Below are 19,364 nucleotides of genomic sequence, written 5' to 3'. Positions count from 1 at the left end.
ATGAGAGCAAGCAGCCGCCACGATCAGCGCGATTGCACGCCGGAGAGTTCGCCGAACCGCTGGAGGAATCGCCGCTGCGCCTCGTGCGTCGGCCATGCCGTCAGATAGCCCCCGAGGCTTCGGGGCTCCACCTCGGGGCGACCGAAGATCTCATCCGCCTCACCTCGTGAGAAGCCTGCGAGTTTCGTCGCTTCGAGATATGCCGCGATCCTGTCCGCGCGCTTGATGAGGCGGGTGAGTTCCACGGGCGGTTCGGCGGGGAGGCCGACCCGAAGATGCACGGCAGCGCGCAACCGCGCCTCCACGGCTGCATAGCCGTCGCCAATCACGGATTTCAGCGGCGTGATGACGTCGCCGATGACGTATTCCGCCGCGTCGTGAAGCAGGATCGTGAGCCGTGCCGCATCCGGCAGGCCGGGCGCGATCTCGTCCGCGATCGCCTCGACCAGGAGCGAGTGCTGCGCGACGGAGAAGACATGGTCTCCGACGGTCTGGCCGTTCCAGCGCGCCACCCGCGCCAGCCCGTGCGCGATATCCTCGACCTCGATGTCGAAGGGGGACGGGTCGAGCAGGTCGAGCCGCCGGCCGGACAGCATGCGCTGCCAGGCCCGCGGCGCCTTCTCCGGCCGGCGGCTCCCTCTCACGGCTGCGCGAGTGCCTCGCAGGCCATCTGGCGGTGGCAGCCGACGAGGTGGTCGTTGATCAGGCCGCATGCCTGCATGAAGGCGTAGACGATGGTCGGGCCGCAGAATTTGAAGCCGGCCTTCTTCAGCGCGGCCGAAACCTCCTTCGAGAGCTCGTCCGCAGCCGGGATGTCGCCCCGCATCCCGCGGCGGGGCTGGAGCGGCGCGCCGCCGACATAGTTCCAGAGGAAGCGCGAGAAGGCCTCCGGGCCGCCCATCTCCAGGTATGCCCGCGCGGACAGGATCGTGCCCTCGATCTTGGCGCGGTTCCGCACGATCCCGGGATCGAGCATCAGGGCCTCGACATGCTCGGGCGTAAAGAGCGCGATCTGCTCGGGATCGAAATCCGCGAAGGCGCGGCGGAAGTTGTCGCGCTTGCGCAGGATGGTGATCCAGGACAACCCAGCCTGGAAGCCATCGAGGATCAGCTTCTCGTAGAGGGCCCGGCCGTCGCGCTCGGGAACGCCCCATTCGGTGTCGTGATAGGCGACATAGAGCGGGTCGGTGCCGCACCACCAGCAGCGGCTGCAGCCGTCTTCATGGGAGACAAGTCCTTCGCTCATGCTGCAGGAAACCCGCTCTCGCCCGGGAACGGGAAGTGCGCCCAGGCCGGCTTCTCCAGACGGATCGGGACGTCGCCCGCCATGATGGGCTGGCCGGCGGCAAGCGCATCCGCCACGCGGTCCAGCCTGAGCAAGGCGAGGCCGCGTTCGCCTGCAATGCTGCCCACCTTGCCGATAGGCCGTTCGCCGACCGTGACCGCCTGGCCCGACGTGGGTGGGTCGCCGTCGAACACCACGGGCACGATGCGGGTCCGGGCCGTGCCGCGATGCTGCATCCGGGAGACGACCTCCTGGCCGACATAGCAGCCCTTGTCGAAATCGACTCCGTCGAGCTGGTCCATCATGGCCTCGTGCGGGAAGGCATCACCAAGCGTGAAGTCGCGGCCGCTTTCGGGAACGCCGCACCCGACGCGGTGGGCATGGTACGCCCCCTCGCCATCGGCCGGAGAGCCGGCTTCCATCAGGCCACCCCGCTCGACGATGGCGCGCCAGCCGAGCGCTTCCAGGCGCGGGTCGCAGGCCACAAGATGCCGCTCCCCGGTCGGCGCGGAGGTCTCGCCCCAACCGGCCAGCGCAGCGTAGGACTCGCCGAGATTCTCGATCGTGACCTGGGCGCGCAGCTTGTACATGCTGAGACGTTTGGCGAGATCGGCGGCGTAAGCCTCTGGTATGTCGAGATAAACAGACCCCGCCTCAAGAGCGGATCCGTCGAACAGGATGAAGTCGCAGATGATCTTGCCCTGCGGCGTGAGCAGCGCACCGTAGCGCGCGCCGGCCGCCGGGAGTCGATCCAGGTCGCAGGTAACGAGACGGTCGAGGAAGGATCGGGCCTCCGGACCGGAGACCTTCAGGATCGCACGATCGGACAGGTGGGCAACGGGCACGGCCAGCTCCATAAGGAGACTCGTGCCGCGGGTGTACGACCCCCGCCGCTGCCCCTCAAGGGCAGGCCGTCAATGCCTCGGGCAGATCGAGAAACCGCCCGCACGGATGCGGGCCGGCAGGCCTTCGGCATAGGCCGCGGTCTGCTCCTCGCCATAGACCTCGACGAGGTGCTTGAACGCCGCGAACAGCGCCGCCTGGACGACACAGTCGCCATCGATGCCGTCGAGTTCCGCCTCGGCAAAAGCCTCGGTCACATAGGCAAGCGCCACGCGCTTGGCCAATCCGACCTCGTCGGGCGAGGTCATGTCGTTGTCGATCATCAGGTGCCGGCTCTTGCTGCACCGGTTGTATCAGGCGGCGGCCCGGCCGCCAGTCCCGCATTTACGAAGAGGTTAACGTCACGCGGGACATCCTCCGGAACTTGCCCCCTGTGACACGAGGGCAACGGCCCGGGCGACGATCGCCGGCAGCCCTGCCGTCGTCCGGACCGAGGCAAGCTCCTCAGGCCGGAGCCAGCGTATCTCCAGCGCTTCGTCGCCGGTCTGGCCGTCGCCAAAGACCCAGCGCGCGGCATGGGCCAGGATGACGAAGTGATGCTTCGTGCGTTGCTCCTCGTCCCGCTCGATGACCTCGACGGGACCAACAAAGCCGACGATCTCGGCCCGGACGCCGACCTCCTCCTCCAGTTCGCGGAGCGCAGCATCCGCTAGCGTCTCGCCGGTTTCGACTAGCCCGCCCGGGAGCGTGAACACGCCCTTGAGGGGCGGGCGTCCGCGCGCGGCGAGCAGCACCCTGCCCTCCCGAACGACGCAGACCGAGGCGGCCAGGAACGGCCGATCCGGACAGAGGCGCGACGCCGTCACGGCCGGATGTCGGCGATCCGTCCGTCCTCCAGGCCGACGAGGATGTGCAGGTCGGATCCAGCGCCGAGCGCGGCGATGCCGGTTTCCGCCCGCGCCGGGAGGGGGATCCGGGCGACCTCGCGGATGCCGTCCTTCATGGACAGGACCGCCAGGCTGCGTCGGTCCTGCGTCGGGACGATGAGTTCGGGGCGACCATCCCGATCGAGATCGGACGTGGCGGCGAGATCCTGGGCGCTGCGCCCGAAGACATGGTTGGCGTAGCCAGCTTTCTCGCCCTTCAGCGTGAGCGCATCGCCCTCGAACGCCCAGAGCTGGACGACGCCATCGGCGTGAGGCTTGCGCACGAGTGCGATCTGCGGGCGCCCCGTCCCGAGGAAGTCTGCGAAGGCGGCGGGATTCAGCCAGGTGTTCGGTTCTCCGGCAGGCGGCGTCTCGGCCACCACCCTCCACGTCCCGCCGCGCCGCCCGATCACGGCGAGTGCCGAACCCTGCCGCGGATAGGTTTTTACCGTCACGATTTCGGGCGGGGCTTCCCGACCGAGCTGCGCGAGGCGAGGCTCGCGGTCCTCGAAGACAGCATCCGGGCCAGCCTCGACCCGGGAGACCTCGACCGGCACGCGTTGGGCTCCGGCGGCGATCTGAACCGGGCGTCGCTCCGAGATGGAGACGCTCTTGGCGTGAACGGAGGCGCCGAGCGCTTCATGCGGGTATTCGCGGGTAGGGTCGGTCAGGCTCGCCGTGATCGGACCGGCAGCCTCGATCCGGGAAGCCGGAATGGCACCTCGCTCCGTCTCTGCAGTCGTGAGATCCGCCGCCCCGGCGCCGAGCTGGATGGCCCGCACTTCGCCGCCCGCAAGCGTCAGCACCGCCCCACCCCGGTCACCCCAGACGACGGCGAGCGGCTTGTCCTTCAGGGACGCGTCCGACCTCAGTGGCGCGAGAGAGGGCGCGACCGCCGCAGCGCGCGTCCCGGGCCCGCGGAACTCCCGCACCTCGAACGGAAGCTGCAGGATCGAGACTTTCGGCTCGGCAGAGGCCGAATGCGCCGTCACGGCCAGCAAAGCGGCTCCCGCGAACGCGGAGCCACTCAGGTCGAGAGCGCGAGCTTTGATGCTTCTGGTCAACCGGCGCGCTCCAGCGTGCGGGCGGCGGCAGCACGAAGCGCCTCCTCCGCCCATTGGTTCAGGCTCTTGCCGGACATCTCGGCGGCAAGCGCCGCCCGAGCATGAACTTCAGGTGACACACGAAACATCACGCGGCCGGAATACGGCTTCTCCGGAGCCCGTCCGAGCTTCTCGCATGTGGCGAGGTAATCATCGACGGCTTCCCGGAAGGCACTCTTCAAGGTGTCGACGTCGCCGGCATGAAAGCCGATGACGTCGTTGATCCCAGCTACCCGTCCGGTGAAGAGCTCGTCGTCCGGATCGAACTCGACCCGGGCGAAATAGCCCCGGTGGTTCAGCGTGCTCATGGCCTGATTCCAAGCTTCACGAGAAACTCCCGCGCATCCCGCACTTGGTAGCGCCTGGCCTCCTTGGCCGGATGGGGGCGGTGGAAACTGGCGATCATCCCGTTGCGCTCAAAACGCACACGCGACCCAGATCCCTCGATCACCCGACAACCCGCTGCAACCAGCAATGCTTCCAGGTCCCGCCACTCGATCGAGCTTGGTACCGGCTCGGTAAAGATTGCAGCGAGCGTGGCCCGGTGCTTGCTGTTCATGCAAGCATATCGGCCGGGAAGTGGGCGACATCAAGCCACCCTGACATCAAACGTGCTGCCCGCCGTTGATGTGAAGCTCAGCGCCGTTCACGTAGGACGAAGCCTCGGTGCACAGGAAGTAGATCGACTTCGCCACCTCGTCGGTGGTGCCGAGGCGACGGAGAGGTATCGTCTCCACGATTTTCTCCGTCCCGGGCGACAGGATCGAGGTGTCGATCTCGCCCGGCGAGATCGCGTTCACGCGCACGCCCAGCGGCCCGAAGTCGGACGCCATCTCCCGCGTGAGCGCGGCCAGCGCGGCCTTCGACGTGGCATAGGCCGCACCTGCGAAGGGATGAACGCGGGAGCCCGCGATCGAGGTCACGTTGACGATCGACCCGCGAGCTCGCGCGAGCTCATCGCACAGGCCCCGAGCCAGCATGATCGGCGCGAAGAAGTTGACCTGGAACACGTGCAGCCAATCGGCATGCGGCGTGTCGAGGCCGGAGAGCCGCTTCCCGCCCGGCCCCTTGGGCGAGACCCCCGCATTGTTGACGAGCGCGTGGAGCATGCCGCCTTCCGGCACCAGCCGCTCCTTGATGTCGGCAATCGCACGGCGGGTATCGTCCGGATCGGCGAGGTCGACATTGAGGTGGTCCTCCGGACCCGCCTCCCACGGGCAATCCTCGGGAAAGGCGTGCCGCGAGCAGGTGATGACGCGCCAGCCTGCGGCCTGAAACCGCTTCACGGTCGCATGACCGATCCCCCGGCTTGCGCCGGTAAGCAACATGACGCGACGGCCTTGGTTCTGGCGCTCGGGCAATGGCTGGCCTGTCGTGGAAGAGAGTTCGGGCAGGATTCTACCCGGCCGGCGGACGAGCGTCCATGCGGCGCGGCCGACGCAGGTTCATTCCCGCCAGACCTGTTCTTCGGACCAGCCAAGCGCAGCGAATTCGGCTGCCCTGAGAGGCGCCTCGCCCAGCGAGAAGAACTCGTCCAGCTGGGGTGGGGCGGCGCTCGTCGCGCTCAGCATCGCGTGCGCCTGGCCGCGGTGATGCACCTGGTGCTGAAACAGGTGCAGCAGCAGCCGGTCGGCTCGCTCCCGCTGGATCCGCTCGCCCCTGTGCACCTGGACGATCGTGTCGGGCGTTGCCTCGTCCATGGCCTCGCACCAGGCGATCAGTCGCCGATCCACCGTGGCTTGGGCAGCGGCAAGCTCGCGCATGGTCGAGCAAGGCGCTTGGTCGGCGAAGGCCGCTGGCCCGAGCGTCCCCCCTTCGAGGGCATCGACGTAGAACCAGTCGATCACCAGGATGTGGTTCAGCGTGAGCTTGATCGAGGGAAAGAAGCCGGAGCGCGGCGCCTCGAACTCGGCCCGCGTCAGGGCCGAACAGGCCTGGTGCAGCCGGTGGTTGGCCCACGCATTGTTGTAGGCCATCGCGCGCAATGACTGCAGGAGCGATGCGCCCATGTTCCGCTCCCGTCAGAGCCACCGTTTCCAGCGGAAGAAGAAGTACGGCATCACGGCCGCGAACACCATCAGGAGCAGCGCCAGCGGGTATCCCACCGCCCAGTTGAGCTCCGGGATGTGCCTGAAGTTCATCCCATAGATCGAGGCGATGAGGGTCGGCGGCATGAAGACCACCGCCATGACCGAGAACAGCTTGATGATGTTGTTCTGCTCGAGGTTCACCAGGCCGAGCGTCGCGTCGAGCAAGAACTGGATCTTGTTGGCCTGGAAGGTCGCATGCTCCTCCAGCGACTGGAGGTCGCGCAGGACGGTCCGCATCTTGTCGCGAAGCTCCTTCTCGACCTTGGCAGCCCGGTAGTCGGCGGTGACGAAGAGGAGCATGCGTTCGATCGAGACGAGGCTCTCGCGCTGCTTCGAGATGAGGTCGCCCGTCTTACCCAGCGCGCGGAGCTGGGACTGGTACTCGGCGTTGCGCCGGCCGGGATCCGTATTCGTGGCGAAGATCGCATTCGAGAGGCTGTCGACCCGCTCGCCAGCCAATTGCAGGATGTCGGCCGACCGGTCGAGGATCGTCTCCAGGAGGCCTGCCAGAACCTCCTCGCCCGACTTCCCGAGGCCGGACACCCGCGCGACCTTGTGCGCGAACATCTGGAAGGCGCGCGGCTGCTCGTAGCGCACCGTGATGAGAGTCGAATCCTTCACGATGAAGCTGACGGCCGTGAGGATCGGGTCATCCTCGTCCGCGCGGCAGAGGAGGCGCGCCGTCAGGTAGCGGGCGCCATGCTCGGCATAGAGGATCTCGGACGGCTCGATATCCGCCTGGTCCTCGCGGGTCGGCACCTCGATCCCGAGAAAGCGCTCGACCTTATTGTCCTCCTCCCGGGTCGGCGACACGAGGTCGATCCACAGGGACCCCGAAGGGATCGGCTCGGCCGGATCCAGGATGCGGCGCTCGACCAGGGTTCCGGGCCAGGCGTCCGGCCCGGGCGGCAGATGGACGAAGATCATCGAGGCGTGCGCCGGCTGTCGAGGCGGTCAGCTGGCGAGCGCGAGTCGGGCGTCAGCCCCGAAATCGCCGCCTGTCATGACGGCTTCCTCCAGCCCCCCCGACGCGACCGCAAGGTTCTCCGCGAAGAACCGGCAGAGCGCGATCCGCCCGGGCTGGGCGGGATCGTTGTCGCCCGCCTGGATGGCCGCCTGCGCGGCAAGCGCTTCCTCCGCCAGGGCGACGCCGCCGCGAGCGAGGCCGAACAGCCGCAGGTAGGGCGTCGCCGCCGCGAGGGCCCTGTCCTGTTCGCCCGAGCCGAGCGCCGCGAGGATGTAGCTCGACGCACGATCGAGGCTCTCGACCGCGGCCCGCAGGCGCGGCGCCGTGAGGCCGAAGCCCGGCCCGCCCTTCTGCGTCACGCGTCGCAGCACGGACCACATGCCTGCAATCTCGGCCCGAACCGCCTCACCCGCGGAGAGCGGCAGCTTGCGGGCGACGAGGTCGATCGCCTGGATGCCGTTCGTGCCCTCGTAGATCGCCAGGATGCGCGCATCGCGGAGATGCTGTGCAGCGCCCGTCTCCTCGATAAAGCCCATTCCGCCGTGAACCTGGACGCCGATCGACGCGACCTCGATCCCGATGTCGGTGGAGAACGCCTTCGCGATCGGCGTCAGGAGCGAGGCGCGCTCCGCTGCGCGCCTCCGTCCCTCCGGGTCGGGGCAGAGCCGGGCCCGATCGAGCGCGGCCGCCGTGAGATAGCAGATCGCCCGCGATGCGGCGGTGTAGCCCTTCATCGTGAGGAGCATCCGCTGCACGTCGGAATGCTCGATGATCGGGCTCATGCCCTCCCCGTTCCAGCCCGCGGCCTTCCCCTGCCTGCGCTCGGACGCATAGGCGAGAGCCGCCTGGTAGGCCCGCTCCGCGATCGCGACGCCCTGCAGTCCGACATTCAGGCGGGCGTTGTTCATCATCGTGAACATGCAGGCGAGGCCGCGATTCTCCTCGCCGATCAGCCAGCCGATGGCGCCACCATGGTCGCCATACGTCATCGTGCAGGTCGGGGAACCGTGGATGCCGAGCTTGTGCTCGACCCCCGAGCAGCGAAGATCGTTGTGCGTTCCGTCCGGGAGGATCTTGGGGACCAGGAACAGCGATATGCCGCGGGTCCCGGGCGGAGCGTCGGGCAACCGCGCGAGCACGAGGTGGACGATGTTGTCCGTCAGGTCATGCTCGCCATAGGTGATGAAGATCTTGGTGCCGGTGATGCGGTACGTCCCGTCGCCGACCCGCTCCGCTCGCGTGCGGAGCACGGCGAGGTCGGATCCGGCATGCGGCTCCGTCAGGTTCATGGTCCCGGTCCATTCGCCCGATACGAGCTTGCCGAGGTAGCGCTCCTTGAGCTCGGGCGAGCCGTGCTTCTCCACCGCTTCGACGGCTCCCATCGTCAGGAGCGGGCCGAGCCCGAAGGCCATCGCGGCCGAGTTCCACATCTCGGAGCAGGCGGCGGCCACCAGGGTCGGAAGGCCCTGGCCGCCATATTCCTCCGGGCCGGGCAGCGCGTTCCAGCCGCCGGCCGTCCAGGCCGTGTAGGCCTCCTTCCAGCCCGGCGGCATGGTGACCACGCCATCCTTGAGCGGCGTGCCATGCTGATCGCCGACCCGGTTGAGGGGCGCCACGACCTCGGCCGCGAAGCGACCTGCCTCTTCCAGCACGCTTTCGACGAGGTCTGTGGTCAGGTCTCCGTAGAGGCCCTCCGCCACGGCGGCATCGAGCCCAGCCACGTGCCGCATCACAAAGGCCATCTCGGCCACAGGCGCACGATAGCTCATGCCCATCTCCCCCGCTCAGTTGACGTTGCGGACGCACTCGCCTAGCGCCCGCCAATGACGGGCGGATTGATGTGACGTGAGCGCGACCGCGTCAATGACGGGCGAGGCTTCTTCGCGTGCGACGGAGCGGCTCGGACCGGGACAGGCCGATATCGAACGCGCTGCCGCGATCCTCGCGGCCGGGGGGCTGGTCGCCTTCCCGACGGAGACGGTCTACGGGCTCGGGGCGGACGGGCGCAGCGCCCGCACGGTGGCCAGCCTCTACGCAGCCAAGGAGCGACCGCGGTTCAATCCGCTCATCGCTCACCTGCCGAGCGCGGAGGCCGCAATGCGCGAGGGCCTCTTCGACGACGATGCGCGGCGGCTCGCGCAAGTGTTCTGGCCAGGGCCGCTCACGCTCGTTGTCCCCGTCTCGCCGGCCTGCACGGTCTCGGACCTGGCCCGCGCCGGGCTCGACAGCGTGGCCTTGAGGGTCCCGGCCCATCCGGTCGCGAGCGCCCTGCTCCAGGCATGCGGCTTCCCGGTCGTTGCGCCATCGGCCAACCGAAGCGGCCGCGTCAGCCCAACCGAGGCGGCGCATGTGCTGGAGGACCTCTCCGGGCGAATCGATGCGGTCGTGGATGGCGGCCCAACGCGTGTCGGGGTCGAATCCACGATTGTCGCCTGCCTTGATGGCCGGCCTCGCCTGCTTCGCCCGGGTGGCGTTTCACGCGAGGCAATCGAGGAGGTTCTCGGCCGTCGTCTCGACGAGGCAGGCGAAGCGGGCGGAAAACCCATAGCGCCTGGAGCGCTCGCCTCGCACTACGCCCCGCGGGCCCAGGTTCGCCTGAACGCGACGCAGGTGCGCCCGGGCGAGGCTGCGCTGTCCTTCGGCCCAGATGTTCCTGGAGATGCGGCCGCTCGCCTGAACCTCAGCCCAGCGGGCGACCTCGCCGAAGCCGCCGCGAACCTTTTCGGCTACCTCCGGCGGCTGGACGGCGCCGGACCAGCCACGATCGCGGTTGCGCCCATCCCGGGTTCCGGGCTCGGCGAGGCGATCAACGATCGGTTGCGGCGGGCGGCGGCAGAGCGGCCCTAGCCGATCTCCACCACGATCCGGCCGCGGACCTTGCCATCGATGATGTCGCGGCCGGCCTCGATCACGTCGTCGAGCTTGATCGTCCGGGTCATGCTCGCGAGCTTTTCGCGATCGAGTTCGCGGGCGAGGCGGTTCCAGGCCTCCTGGCGGAGGGCCTTCGGCGCCATCACCGAATCGATCCCGAGGAGCGCGACGCCGCGAAGGATGAACGGGGCGACGGAGGCAGGAAGGTCCATCCCGCCTGCAAGGCCGCAGGCCGCCACCGCCCCGGCATATTTCGTCATGGAGAGCATGTTGGCCAGGGTCGTCGAGCCGACGGTGTCGATCCCTGCCGCCCAGCGCTCCTTGCCGAGCGGGCGCCCCTTTCCGGCGAGTTCGTCCCGCGGAATGATCTCGGCCGCGCCGAGGCTCTTCAGATACGCTTCCTCGCTCGTCCGGCCGGTTGATGCGATTACGTGCCATCCGGCCGTGGCCAGCAGCGCGATCGCGACCGAGCCGACGCCGCCGGCCGCTCCCGACACGACGGCCGCCCCCCGATCAGGCGACAGCCCGTGCCGCTCGAGCGCCATGAGCGAGAGCATCGCCGTATAGCCGGCGGTTCCGATCGACATGGCTTCCGCAGGCGACATCCCGTCGGGCAGCTTGACCAGCCAGTCACCCTTGACCCGCGAGCGCTCGGCATAGGCGCCCAGATGCGTCTCGCCGGTTCCCCAGCCGTTGAGGAGAACGGCATCGCCGGGCTTGAACTCCGGGTGGGTGGAGACCTCGACCGTGCCGGCGAAATCGATGCCGGGTATCATCGGGAAGCGGCGCACGACCGGAGCTTTCCCGGTGAGCGCGAGCCCGTCCTTGTAGTTGACGGTCGAGTGGCTGACCCGGACGGTCACGTCGCCGTCCATCAGGTCGGTTTCGGTGAAATCACGGATGACAGGGGCGGCGGCGCCGGCCTCCGTCTTGTCGATCACGACGGCTTTGAACGATGCCATGCGGTTCCTCCCATTTGAAAGCTGGAAGGAGCCGCCGGGCCGGGTTCTGTCAACCCGGCTCGGCCGTGGCCTGAGGGCCTACATCTTGAGGTGGAAGCTCCGCATATAGGCCTGAAACCAGCGCTGCGCGTCCCCGAGGAAAGCCGCGACGTAGCCGTACCCGTATGGGGAGTAGTCGTAGATGCAGAAGATCGCGAAGGCGATCGCAAGAGCCGTCAGCGGGCGGGTGGAATTACCCGAATAACGGACCTGCCGGTCAGCCACGCGCTGCTCGATACGCATTCCGAAGGACATGGGATTCACTCAAATGCTTCCGCACGCGAGGAAGCAGTTTGTCCCTGCCACGTGAAGGATGACTTAAGCACATCGTCGAGAAACGGCCGCAACTGCGGAAATCCGGCACGCCCCCGGCGCGGCGCTCATGCCGCGCCCCCAAGCTCGGGCACCCGGAATGGCGACAGGTCCAGCCGGGACCGCCCCTCGAGCGTATGCTCTGCGACCGCCTCTCCGATCGCGGCCGAATGCTTGAAGCCATGGCCGGAGCAGGCCGACACGATCGTGAGCCGGTCGTTCTCCGGATGGGCGTCGATGACGAAGCGGCTGTCCGGGGCGAGCGTGTAGAGGCACGTCTTGGACTTGAGACAGCGCTCCGTAACGCCACGCAAGCGGCTCCTGACGTGCTTGTCGTAGGTGAAAGCCGTCTCGGCGGAGGCGACGGTGCGGTCGATCTCGTCGGGCGAGCCGAGCGTTCGCTCATAGGTCTCGGTAGCGACCTTCAGGCCCTCGGTTCCGGGCGGGATGGGAAAGCCGTAGGACTGGTCGCCCTCGCTGCCGTGCATCCAGATGAAGACGGGGAACCGTCCGGGCGTGTATTGTGCCGGGTCCTCGGCCTCGAACCAGTTCAGCACCTGGCGATAAATCGACAAATGGCCGAGCGGGCTTCCGGCGAGGCCAGGGTTCCAGGCGCCGGCCGAAAGGATCGCCCGGCCCGCCTCGTAGACGCCGCGGTCTGTCTCGACCCGCACGCCTGATCCGGACGAGGAGATCGCCGTGACGATCTCGCCCGTGCGGAGGGAAGCTCCCGCCTGCGCGGCGAGGCGGAGTTGCGCCGCGATGCAGCGCTCGGGATACACGAAGCCGGCGCCCGGCTCGAAATAGGCGCGCTCGTCGCCCTCCAGGACGAATTGCGGGAAGCGCGTCCCGACCTCGTCGGCCGACAGGACCTCGTGCGGGACGTTGTAGCGCTGGGCTGCGGCAACCGTCTGGTCGAGGAACCCGGCCTTCTTGGGGTGGCTGGAGCAGGCCCCGGACAGGACGAGGCCGCCGCACTGGACAAGCAGTTCCTCGCCTGTCTCCGCCTCGATCTCGCGCCAGATCTCGTGCGCCCGCTTCACGAGCGGGACGTAGCACTCGCCCTCGCCGATCGCCTCGCGGGTGATGCGCGTCTCGCCATGGCTCGAACCGTGCTCGTGCGGCGGCGAGAACCTGTCGATGCCGATGACCTTCGCGCCTCGGCGGGCAAGCTGGAGAGCGGCCGCGCTGCCCATCGCGCCCAGCCCGATTACGATCGCGTCAGCCACCATCATGGCCATCAAACCTCTGCAAGCGGGCTCGGCGAGACGATCTCCCGCCGGCCAGACCGCGCTCCGGCCTCCCGCGCACACTTAGCCACATGCGCCTCCCGGTTCACGACCTGCAAGTTCGGCGCGCCCCAGAAGGCCAGTAGGGACGGCCAAGGCTCGTCCCGACGATCGCGCCAGACGCTGAAGAGCGGGACCCGGTGGTCCACTTCGGCGGATTTCAGCAGGCGCTTGCCTTCCTCCAGGCAGCGTCGTCCCTGGCGCCGCTTCAGGACCTGCACGTGATCGCTGGGATCGCACCAGAACCGCCATGCCGCGACGCAGGCCGCATGCCAGGTCGCGTTCCGGTTGACCTTGCCCTCCCCCCAGAGATCACGATGCCAGCCGAGCCTGAACACCGGCTGTCCGCAGATGCAGCAATGGCCTGGACCGCGGCTGAAAAGCTGCTCCCGAAATGGAGCAGGCGGGGTCCGGAAGCTCAGCGAACGGGCGGTGCCGCCCGCCCCGTCGAGGCGCCAGGTCCAGCCTTCCGGCGCGCCGCTCCGCAGGGCGAGCGCGCGAGCGAGGCGATCCGCCCGAAGAGGATGGGCTCGCCAGTAGCCTTCGATCGCGCGGCGAGGCGTAGGCGGAATGAAGGGTCGGGACAATGCATGCGCCAGCACGGCGCCTGGGAAGATCCCCGGCATGGCGCGCCGGAGCCGTTCCAGCGACTTCCGATTCCGCTCATCGCGAAACGCACTCACGGACTGATGCTCGGCCGAATCATGCCGGCATGATCGGCCATCGAGGTATCCGGACGGTTAGGCCCGGCTGGGCTGCGGGAAGCGGAGAAGCACGACGGCGGAGGCCGTCACGATGAAGGCCAGACCCAGCAGGTCGCCCATTGTCGGGTGTTCCCCGAGGAGCAGCGTGGCACCGAGCACGCCGATTGCGGGAACGAGGAGCGAGCCGATCGCGGCGACCCCGGTCGGCAGGCTTTCGAGGATCATGAACCAGATGGCGGTCGCGGCCGCCTGGGCCAGGATCGCGTGATAGGCGAACGCCCAAAGCGTCCTTGGCTCAAGCGCGCGCAGTTCCGGCATTCCCTCGAAGATGAGCATCCCGATGAGCGTAACGGGGAGTGCGAGAAGCAGCTGCCACCAGGCGATCGTGATCGCGCCGGCATCGATCGGAAACCGCTTCAGCAATACGCTGCCGCCTGCCCAGACGATTCCGGACATTACCGCGTAGACGAGCCCCATCGAGAACTGGCCGGCCACCACGATCGGCCAGCCGAGGGCAAGGAGGCCTGCGATCCCGAGCGCCAGCCCGATGCCGCGACGAAGATCGAGCCGCTCGCCGAGCACGATCCTGGCGAGGATCACGGCCCAGATCGGCATGGTATAGGAGAGGACGGCGCTCCGGGTCGTACTCGCGGAGAGCTGCGCGAAGGCGCTGAACAGGTTGTAGCAGGTGATCGACAAGAAGCCGACGGCCACCACGCGCCACCAATGCTTCCGCGGAATGTGCAGCGAACGCCCCTTCAGCAACATGAAGCCGAGCAGGGCCGCAGTTCCGGCCGCGAAGCCGAGGAAGCGAAGGGTCCAGGGCGGGATCTCGTCGAGGCAGATCCGGACGGCGACCCAGTTCAGCCCCCAAAGGAGCCCGAGAACCGGGACGAGCGCAGCCGTGCCGGACTCGATCTCGCGCGTGCCCGAACGGGCTACTTCCACAGCCATGCCGCACCGCGAACGCCGGAGGAATCGCCGTGGCGGGGCTTCAGGACCGGCGTCGTGAAGGTGTCCGAGAAGACGTGCGGCTCGATCCGCCTCGGCAGATCCTCATAGAGCTCATCGAGGTTCGACATGCCGCCCCCGAGGACGATGACATCCGGATCGAGCAGGTTCACGACCGCGGCGATGCCACGTCCAAGCCGGTCGAGATAGGCCTCGTAGGTGGCTCGCGCGGCCGGATCCCCGGCGCGCATCAGCTCCGCGATCTCCGGCCCAGGGAGCTGCCGGCCGGTCCGCTCCCGGAAGTCGCGCTCGAAACCCGTGCCCGACACGAAGGTCTCGTTGCAGCCATGGCGACCGCAATAGCAGAGGGGGCCCGGGCGCTCGTTGTCGGCAGGTCGGGGAAGCGGGTTGTGGCCCCATTCCCCGGCGATGCGGTTGCGCCCGCCTATCGCGCGGCCCTCGATCGCAATGCCCGATCCCGCTCCAGTGCCCAGGATCACACCCCAGACAACCGAAGCGCCCGCCCCTGCCCCGTCGACGGCCTCCGAGACCGCGAAGCAGTTTGCGTCGTTCTCGACGCGAACCTCGCGCCCGAGTGCCCGCTCCAGGTCCTTGTCGAGAGGTCGGCCGATATTCCAGGTGGAATTCGCATTCATGATGAGGCCGGTTCGGGGCGAGATCGCACCCGGCACTCCGATCCCGACCGTGCCGCGCCGGCCGAGGGTCGCCTCGATCCCGGCGACGAGATCGGACGTGGCCGCGATGCAGCCGTGGTAGTCACCTTTCGGCGTCGGGACCCGGCGGCGTCCGAGCACCTCGCCCTCGCGGGAAAGCGCGATGGCCTCGATCTTCGTGCCGCCCCAGTCGATGCCGATCAGCATGGGTCAGGCCGCCATGACCTTCAGCGCGGTCTCGACCTCGCGAGAGCGGTGGAGCCGCCGGAAGGTCTCCGCGAGATGCGGCTTCTCGGCGATCTGCCGGGCGTGAAGCCGGCTGACTTCCGCGGCGAGGCGCCCTCCCCGACCCAGAATCTCGTCCGCAAACTCGGCCATCCGCAGATTGGGCCAGGCCTGCGGTCGGATCGACACGAGCCGGGTCAGGATCGCGGCCTCATCCTCGTTCGGATAGGCCTGGGCGAGCAGCATCGTCATGGCCGCGGTCGAGCGCGAGATGCCCATGTGGCAGTGGACGAGCAGGTGCCCCTCGTCCCGCTGGTGAGCATCGGCTGCGAGGTCCTCCGCGAAAGCCAGGATGCGCTCGACATGCTCCCGCTCCGGCAGGATCTGCCCGGGGATCGGCTCGATGATGTCATGGAAGCGAAGCGTCAGCCGATGGTGGCGCTCCCAGGCTCCGAAGCCCTCCGGGTCGGGCCAGGCGGGGTCCAGGATCGAGAGGACATGCGTGACCCGGCTTTGCGCATGCCCATCGAGTTCGTCGAGGCCACAAACCGTCAGAAGGGATATGCGCGCGCGTTCCATGAACCCGCTGTACCGGATTCCGGCGGCTGGACCTACCCGTCCTTCAGCACCGGGCGCGGCCACCGCAGCAGGTGGTCGGCCGGCAGGCCGAGGCGCTCGCAGGCCTGGACAGCCGGCGACGAGGGAAGCAGCACCCGGTCAGCCACTTTTGCCGCAGCCTGGAGCAACGCACGCTCACCGGAGCGCAGGCCGTGCGCCGGGCCGAGCCCGAGGCGGTCCCGTATCCGGCTAGGCGTCAGGTCGATCGCGGCGCGCACGAGTGGAGCCTGAAGGAGGCGCAGTGGTCCGGGGAGGATCGGGGTGCTGCGCATGATGTCGAGGAATTCAAAGACGATGGGCGAGGCTTCGAGGCTGCCCTCCATGGAGGCGAGAAGCGACTCCCACTCCGTCGCGGAGCGCGGGGCTTCGAGCGCCCCGTACAGCCGCGCTGCCGGAACGCCTTCGCGGTAGAACGCGTCACGCTCGCCGGGCGCGAGCGGACGGGCGAAGCGGTGATATGCCTCGGCAAAGCCGAAAGCCGCGGTGGCCTGAACCCAGGCAAGCAGCCGAGGATCGTTCGCCCGGTAGGCGTCGCCCCCCGGTGTGGTGCCGGTCACGCGGTCATGAGCCCGCACGACGCCGCGGATCATCGCCTCGGCCCGGCTTCGCGCGCCATAGACCGTGATCATCGCGGCGAGCCCCGTCCGCTGCAGCCGCAAGAGCGGATCGCGCCGAAAGGACGAGTGCTCCCAGACGCCGGACCGGACGGAAGGCTCGGCGAGTTCGAGGATCACGGCCGCCACGCCGCCGATGAAGACCGTGACGCTGTTCTTGAAGACCCGCCAGGAGACGGAATCCGGACCGACGAGAGCCGGCTCCCCGCGAGGGGCCGAGAAATCGAAGCGAGGACCGCCCTCCGGCTGCATCAGGCGTGCAGCGAGGCGGTCCGCCAGTTTCAGGGGCGTGTAGGGGAAAGAGCTCGGTCCGAAGGAGGTCGCGGCACCCATGTTCCGTAGCTGGGGCGCCCTCCCCGGCCTCGCCAGCTCAGCCCTTGGTGCCGGCCGTGATCGGCTCCTGGTAGGCGAGGCCCATGTCCCAGGGGAAGTAGATCCAGGTGTCCTGGCTCACCTCGGTCACGAAGGTGTCGATCACCGGACGCCCGGCGGGCTTGGCATAGATCGCCGCAAAATGCGCCTTCGGCAGCATGTTGCGCACGATCTGGGCGGTCTTTCCCGTATCCGTCAGGTCGTCGATCACGAGGATCCCCTCGCCGTCGGGCGAGAGCCCCGTCACGCTTTCCGCAATTCCCTTGAGGACGACCAGTTCGCCCTGGCTCTTGTAGTCGTGATAGCTCGCCACGCAGACGGTCTCGATCAGCCGGACGTCCAATTCCCGTGCCACCACGGCAGCCGGGACCAGCCCGCCTCGCGTGATGCAGACGATGGCCTTGAACGGCCCAGCCCCGGCCAGACGCCAGGCGAGAGCGCGGGCATCGCGATGGAACTGGTCCCAGGACACCGGAAAGGCCTTCTGCGAAGGGTTTGCCATACGTGCTCCAGACCTCCTGCTCGCGGGAGGTGCTCTTAGCCCCCCGGGCGGAGCTTGTCATTCAGCCCCCATGCAGGCGCCGCGTGTCAGTCTCCGGACCGAACCGCTGGACAGGCCGTAGGTTGACGGAGCAGGCGGTGCTGGAGCGAGGCCGGGCGAACGCCCGAGCTGGAGTGATGTGCCGATGTGGCTGATCCGCCTTTACGTCCGCGTCCTCGGCCAACTCGGTTCCGACCTCCGGCTCGGGGCGATCCTGGCCCTAGCGAATATCGGCCTCGCGATCGCGGCCTTTGCCGAGCCAATCCTCTTCGGCCGCATCATCGACCGGCTGACGCAAGGCGTATCGGGCGGCGCACCCGTGACGTTCTCGTCCCTGCTGCCCCTCCTGGGTGCATGGATTGCGTTCGGATTGTTCACGATCGGGGCGGGCGTGCTCGTCGCACTGCATGCCGACCGGCTGTCCCACCGGCGGCGGCTCGCCACCATGGCGAAGTACTTCGAGCACGTGCTCGAGCTGCCCCTCGCCTTCCACACCTCCACCCATTCGGGCCGCGTGCTCAAGGTGATGCTGGAAGGCTCGAACGGCATGGCTTGGCTGTGGCTCGGCTTCTTCCGCGACCACCTCGCGGCCATCGTGGCCCTCACGATCCTCCTGCCGCTCACCGTCTTTCTGAACTGGCGGCTGGGTCTGCTGCTCGTCGTGCTCGTCGGCGTCTTCACCGTTCTCACGGCCATCGTCCTGCGCAAGACGGAGACGCTGCAGGGCCGCGTCGAGCAGTACCACTCGAGCCTCGCCGAGCGCGCCTCCGATGCGCTCGGGAACGTGCCCGTGATCCAGTCCTTCACGCGCACGAAGGCGGAGACTGGCGCGCTCCGGAACATCATCGGGGAACTGCTGGCGGCTCAGACGCCGGTGCTCTCCTGGTGGGCGCTCGCCTCCATCGCGACCCGCGCCTCGGCAACGCTCACGGTGACGGCCATATTCATGCTGGGGACGTGGCTGCACCTGCGCGGCCTCGCCTCCATCGGCGATGTCGTCATGTTCATGTCCATCGCCACCATGCTGATCGGCCGCCTGGAGCAGGTCGTCTCCTTCGTGAACCAGCTGTTCCTCCAGGCGCCCAAGATGGCGGAGTTCTTCGAGATCCTCGACACCGCACCGGCCGTTCACGACCGGCCGCAGGCGAAGAACATCGACCGGCTGCGGGGCCGGGTCGAATTCGACAAGGTTTCCTTCTCGTACGACGGCAAACGGACCGCGATCGCGGATGTCACCTTCTCCGTCGAGCCGGGCGAGACGGTTGCGCTCGTCGGCTCGACGGGCTCGGGCAAGTCCACGACGCTCGGCCTCCTCCACCGCGCCTTCGACCCCCAATCCGGCGCCATCCGCATCGATGGCGAGGACATCCGCGACATCTCCCTCGCCTCGCTCAGGCGGAATATCGGCGTCGTCTTCCAGGAGCCGATGCTCTTCGCGCGCTCCATCCGGGAGAACCTGCTCGTCGGCCGGCCCGACGCGACGGAGGACGAAATGCGTGTGGCGCTCGACCGGGCGCAGGCGCTCGAGTTCATCCAGCGTCAGCCTGAGGGGCTGGACTCGGTCATCGGCGAGCGGGGCCGGTCACTGTCCGGCGGCGAGCGCCAGCGGCTGTCGATCGCCCGCGCCCTGCTCAAGAACCCGCCGATCCTGATCCTCGACGAGGCGACGAGCGCGCTGGATGCCGCGACCGAGCGGAAGCTGCAGATCGCCCTCGAAGAGGTCATGAAGGGGCGCACCACCTTCGTGATCGCGCACCGTCTCGCGACGATTCGCAACGCCGACCGCATCCTCGTCTTCGATGCGGGCCGGATCGTCGAATCGGGAAGCTTCGATGAGCTGGTAACAAAGGGAGGCCGCTTCGCCGAGCTCGCGCGGGCCCAGTTCATGGCGGGCGACGCCAAGCCGGTCGGCGCGGCACCGCGTCCCTCCCTATCCCTCGTGAGCGGCGGCTGACGCCGTCCGACGGCCTCCCTCTTC

Annotated in this window: 23 protein-coding genes; 2 read left to right on the top strand and 21 right to left on the bottom strand. The window is 68.3% G+C overall.

Translation table 11 applies throughout. The annotated features are described in order from the left end of the window. Nucleotides 1–23 precede the first annotated feature (23 nt). From ACO2SS_RS19625 to ACO2SS_RS19570, 12 genes are all read right to left on the bottom strand, one after another. On the bottom strand, nt 24–596 hold the full coding sequence (locus ACO2SS_RS19625; RefSeq protein ID WP_423279573.1) for a YfbR-like 5'-deoxynucleotidase: 573 nt from the start codon (nt 594–596) through the stop codon (nt 24–26). A gap of 44 nt (nt 597–640) precedes the next feature. Next, nucleotides 641–1,246, bottom strand: a complete 606-nt coding sequence (locus ACO2SS_RS19620) for a DNA-3-methyladenine glycosylase I (protein WP_423279465.1) — start codon at nt 1,244–1,246, stop codon at nt 641–643. Further along, nucleotides 1,243–2,130, bottom strand: a complete 888-nt coding sequence (locus ACO2SS_RS19615; RefSeq protein WP_423279464.1) for a YgfZ/GcvT domain-containing protein — start codon at nt 2,128–2,130, stop codon at nt 1,243–1,245. The genes ACO2SS_RS19620 and ACO2SS_RS19615 overlap by 4 nt, the downstream gene beginning before the upstream one ends. A 69-nt stretch (nt 2,131–2,199) precedes the next feature. After that, entirely contained in the window at nt 2,200–2,451 is a 252-nt protein-coding gene (locus tag ACO2SS_RS19610; RefSeq protein WP_423279463.1) for a hypothetical protein, read from the bottom strand. A gap of 78 nt (nt 2,452–2,529) precedes the next feature. Beyond that, complete coding sequence (locus ACO2SS_RS19605; protein ID WP_423279462.1) at nt 2,530–2,994, bottom strand: NUDIX hydrolase; 465 nt, start codon at nt 2,992–2,994, stop codon at nt 2,530–2,532. Next, nucleotides 2,991–4,118, bottom strand: coding sequence for a hypothetical protein (locus ACO2SS_RS19600; RefSeq protein WP_423279461.1), 1,128 nt, complete (start codon nt 4,116–4,118; stop codon nt 2,991–2,993). Before ACO2SS_RS19600 ends, ACO2SS_RS19605 begins: the two co-directional genes overlap by 4 nt. Continuing rightward, nucleotides 4,115–4,465, bottom strand: coding sequence for a type II toxin-antitoxin system HicB family antitoxin (locus tag ACO2SS_RS19595; RefSeq protein ID WP_423279460.1), 351 nt, complete (start codon nt 4,463–4,465; stop codon nt 4,115–4,117). The genes ACO2SS_RS19600 and ACO2SS_RS19595 overlap by 4 nt, the downstream gene beginning before the upstream one ends. Continuing rightward, entirely contained in the window at nt 4,462–4,716 is a 255-nt protein-coding gene (locus tag ACO2SS_RS19590; protein ID WP_423279459.1) for a type II toxin-antitoxin system HicA family toxin, read from the bottom strand. Before ACO2SS_RS19590 ends, ACO2SS_RS19595 begins: the two co-directional genes overlap by 4 nt. A gap of 46 nt (nt 4,717–4,762) precedes the next feature. Next, nucleotides 4,763–5,485, bottom strand: a complete 723-nt coding sequence (locus tag ACO2SS_RS19585; protein ID WP_423279458.1) for an SDR family NAD(P)-dependent oxidoreductase — start codon at nt 5,483–5,485, stop codon at nt 4,763–4,765. 117 nt (nt 5,486–5,602) lie between these two features. After that, nucleotides 5,603–6,166, bottom strand: coding sequence for a DinB family protein (locus ACO2SS_RS19580; RefSeq protein ID WP_423279457.1), 564 nt, complete (start codon nt 6,164–6,166; stop codon nt 5,603–5,605). A gap of 12 nt (nt 6,167–6,178) precedes the next feature. Next, nucleotides 6,179–7,174, bottom strand: coding sequence for a magnesium transporter CorA family protein (locus ACO2SS_RS19575; protein WP_423279456.1), 996 nt, complete (start codon nt 7,172–7,174; stop codon nt 6,179–6,181). A gap of 27 nt (nt 7,175–7,201) precedes the next feature. Further along, nucleotides 7,202–8,983 carry an acyl-CoA dehydrogenase gene (locus ACO2SS_RS19570; RefSeq protein WP_423279455.1) on the bottom strand — a complete coding sequence of 594 codons (1,782 nt, stop codon included), beginning with the start codon at nt 8,981–8,983 and terminating at the stop codon, nt 7,202–7,204. A gap of 94 nt (nt 8,984–9,077) precedes the next feature. Between ACO2SS_RS19570 and ACO2SS_RS19565 the strand changes: the two genes are divergently transcribed. Beyond that, the gene (locus ACO2SS_RS19565) at nt 9,078–10,061 is read left to right on the top strand and encodes an L-threonylcarbamoyladenylate synthase (RefSeq protein WP_423279572.1); all 984 of its coding nucleotides are present in this window, start codon (nt 9,078–9,080) and stop codon (nt 10,059–10,061) included. Here the strand turns inward: ACO2SS_RS19565 and ACO2SS_RS19560 are convergent. From ACO2SS_RS19560 to gpt, 9 genes are all read right to left on the bottom strand, one after another. After that, a complete protein-coding gene (locus tag ACO2SS_RS19560) occupies nt 10,058–11,047 on the bottom strand; it encodes an MDR family oxidoreductase (RefSeq protein ID WP_423279454.1) in 990 nt (329 codons plus the stop codon). The two genes, ACO2SS_RS19565 and ACO2SS_RS19560, sit on opposite strands and share 4 nt — an antisense overlap. Nucleotides 11,048–11,125: 78 nt before the next feature. After that, a complete protein-coding gene (locus tag ACO2SS_RS19555) occupies nt 11,126–11,350 on the bottom strand; it encodes a hypothetical protein (RefSeq protein ID WP_423279453.1) in 225 nt (74 codons plus the stop codon). 116 nt (nt 11,351–11,466) lie between these two features. Beyond that, nucleotides 11,467–12,639 (bottom strand): N-methyl-L-tryptophan oxidase, encoded by a 1,173-nt coding sequence (gene solA / locus ACO2SS_RS19550; RefSeq protein WP_423279452.1) that lies wholly within the window; start codon nt 12,637–12,639, stop codon nt 11,467–11,469. Next, the gene (locus ACO2SS_RS19545; protein ID WP_423279451.1) at nt 12,639–13,313 is read right to left on the bottom strand and encodes a hypothetical protein; all 675 of its coding nucleotides are present in this window, start codon (nt 13,311–13,313) and stop codon (nt 12,639–12,641) included. The genes solA and ACO2SS_RS19545 overlap by 1 nt, the downstream gene beginning before the upstream one ends. A 114-nt stretch (nt 13,314–13,427) precedes the next feature. Continuing rightward, nucleotides 13,428–14,345: a DMT family transporter gene (locus tag ACO2SS_RS19540; protein ID WP_423279450.1), complete on the bottom strand. Its 918-nt coding sequence runs from the start codon at nt 14,343–14,345 to the stop codon at nt 13,428–13,430. Beyond that, complete coding sequence (locus ACO2SS_RS19535; protein WP_423279449.1) at nt 14,330–15,223, bottom strand: ROK family protein; 894 nt, start codon at nt 15,221–15,223, stop codon at nt 14,330–14,332. Before ACO2SS_RS19535 ends, ACO2SS_RS19540 begins: the two co-directional genes overlap by 16 nt. 3 nt (nt 15,224–15,226) lie before the next feature. Next, nucleotides 15,227–15,820, bottom strand: coding sequence for a tyrosine phosphatase family protein (locus tag ACO2SS_RS19530; RefSeq protein WP_423279448.1), 594 nt, complete (start codon nt 15,818–15,820; stop codon nt 15,227–15,229). Between the two features lie 32 nt (nt 15,821–15,852). Further along, on the bottom strand, nt 15,853–16,806 hold the full coding sequence (locus ACO2SS_RS19525) for an oxygenase MpaB family protein (protein ID WP_423279447.1): 954 nt from the start codon (nt 16,804–16,806) through the stop codon (nt 15,853–15,855). Nucleotides 16,807–16,843: 37 nt separating this feature from the next. Continuing rightward, the gene (gene gpt, locus ACO2SS_RS19520) at nt 16,844–17,347 is read right to left on the bottom strand and encodes a xanthine phosphoribosyltransferase (RefSeq protein WP_423279446.1); all 504 of its coding nucleotides are present in this window, start codon (nt 17,345–17,347) and stop codon (nt 16,844–16,846) included. Nucleotides 17,348–17,531: 184 nt separating this feature from the next. Here gpt and ACO2SS_RS19515 point away from each other — a divergent pair, with 184 nt between their 5' ends. Continuing rightward, nucleotides 17,532–19,340, top strand: coding sequence for a glucan ABC transporter ATP-binding protein/ permease (locus ACO2SS_RS19515; RefSeq protein ID WP_423279445.1), 1,809 nt, complete (start codon nt 17,532–17,534; stop codon nt 19,338–19,340). Nucleotides 19,341–19,364 lie beyond the last annotated feature (24 nt).

The organism is Enterovirga sp. CN4-39 (genome assembly GCF_049446235.1).
Classification (GTDB): Bacteria; Pseudomonadota; Alphaproteobacteria; order Rhizobiales; family Beijerinckiaceae; genus Enterovirga.
The sequence above is the reverse complement of the archived record's forward strand: the minus strand, read 5'-3'. Positions and strand labels throughout refer to the sequence as shown.